This window comes from Streptococcus sp. SP8 (assembly GCF_030440045.1).
Lineage (GTDB): Bacteria > Bacillota > Bacilli > Lactobacillales > Streptococcaceae > Streptococcus > Streptococcus parasanguinis_I.
In genome coordinates this window covers 1-1,435 of the sequence record NZ_JAQFJL010000028.1, presented here as the reverse complement: position 1 = coordinate 1,435, position 1,435 = coordinate 1, and the positions used below count along the sequence as shown (strand labels likewise).

Annotated in this window: 1 protein-coding gene; it reads right to left on the bottom strand. The window is 35.3% G+C overall.

Going from position 1 to position 1,435, the window contains the following annotated elements:
* Nucleotides 1-31: 31 nt before the first annotated feature.
* A protein-coding gene (locus PCY11_RS10980; RefSeq protein ID WP_301362781.1) for an IS3 family transposase occupies nucleotides 32-1,380 on the bottom strand; the annotation gives its coding sequence in 2 pieces (ribosomal slippage) (nucleotides 32-939 and nucleotides 939-1,380; 1,350 coding nt in all).
* Nucleotides 1,381-1,435: the final 55 nt, after the last annotated feature.

Sequence of the window (1,435 nt, the reverse complement as noted above, 5' to 3'; positions counted from 1 at the left end):
TGTACTGACCCCAAAAAGTTAGACAAATAATTTAAGTTAAGGATTTAGTCCTGTATTGCACAGGACTAAGTCCTTTTAGTTTTACCTTAATTCGTTTGTTGTTGTAATAGTCAATATAGTTTACAATAGCTTGTTCCAATTGGTTAAGTGACTTAAATGTATTCTCGTAACCATAAAACATTTCCGATTTCAAAATGCCAAAGAAGGATTCCATCATGCCGTTGTCTGGGCTGTTTCCTTTACGTGACATGGACGGTTGAATTCCTTTATCCTCTAAAAAACGATGATAATACTGGTGTTGATACTGCCATCCTTGATCACTATGAAGAATTGTATTTGTGTAATGATTCTCAGTAAAGGCCTGGTCTAACATAGCTTTCACTTGTTCTAAATTCGGTGAAGTCGAAAGATTATAGGCGATAATTTCGCTATTAAAACCATCTAAAACTGGCGATAAATAAAGTTTTTGATTGCTTGCTGGAATGGCAAACTCGGTCACATCTGTGTAGCACTTTTCCATTGGCTTGGTTGCTTCAAATTGGCGTTGAATAAGATTATCTGCTTTCTTACCAATCTCTCCTTGGTATGAAGAATACTTCCGTTTACGACGAATACGAGCACTTAAACCAAGGACCTTCATCAGACGTTGGACCTTCTTATGATTCACTACAAAACCACGATTCCTCAATTCAAGAGTCATTCGACGATAGCCGTAATTCCCTTTATGCTCAGTAAAAATAGATTGAATTTCAACTTTAACATCATAATCCTTATCGCTTTGATCGAGCTGTTTTAAATGATAATAATAAGTTGAACGGGCAAGCTTAATAATCTTTAGAAGAATCTCTAAAGCAAACTCTGTTACCAATCCTCGGACAATTTCCGTTTTTCTTCTTGCTCTTTTTCGTCCCTCAATCGGAGTTCTCTCAACTTTTTTAGAACCGCATTCTCCGCTCTCAAGTACTCATTTTCTGCTTGAAGACGTTCTAGTTCTGTCATCTCTTCGGGTTTCTTCTTTGGCTTACGTCCCATTTTAGGTATCCTTCCTCTTGTTTTCTCAACAATAGTATACCCGTTTTTCTTATATTGTGCTATCCAATTATGCAACATTCCAACACTTGGAAGAGCATAATCTAGAGATACCTTTATTTGTGAACGACTTTCAAGCAGAACTTTATCAATGATTTCTTGTTTTAGTTCGGGAGAATAGTAACAATTCTTTCCTTTTTTGACGATTTCTATTCCATAACGATCAATCAATTTAATCATGTACTTAAGATTAGAAATGTTTATCCCAAATATATTTGAAAGCTCTTTGAAGCTTCTCCCTTGTTTTCTAAGTTCATAGACCTGAACTTTATCTTCATAAGTTAATTTCATTATAAAACACCCCAAAAGTTAGATTTTTTCTGTCTAACTTTTGGGGTGCAGTTCA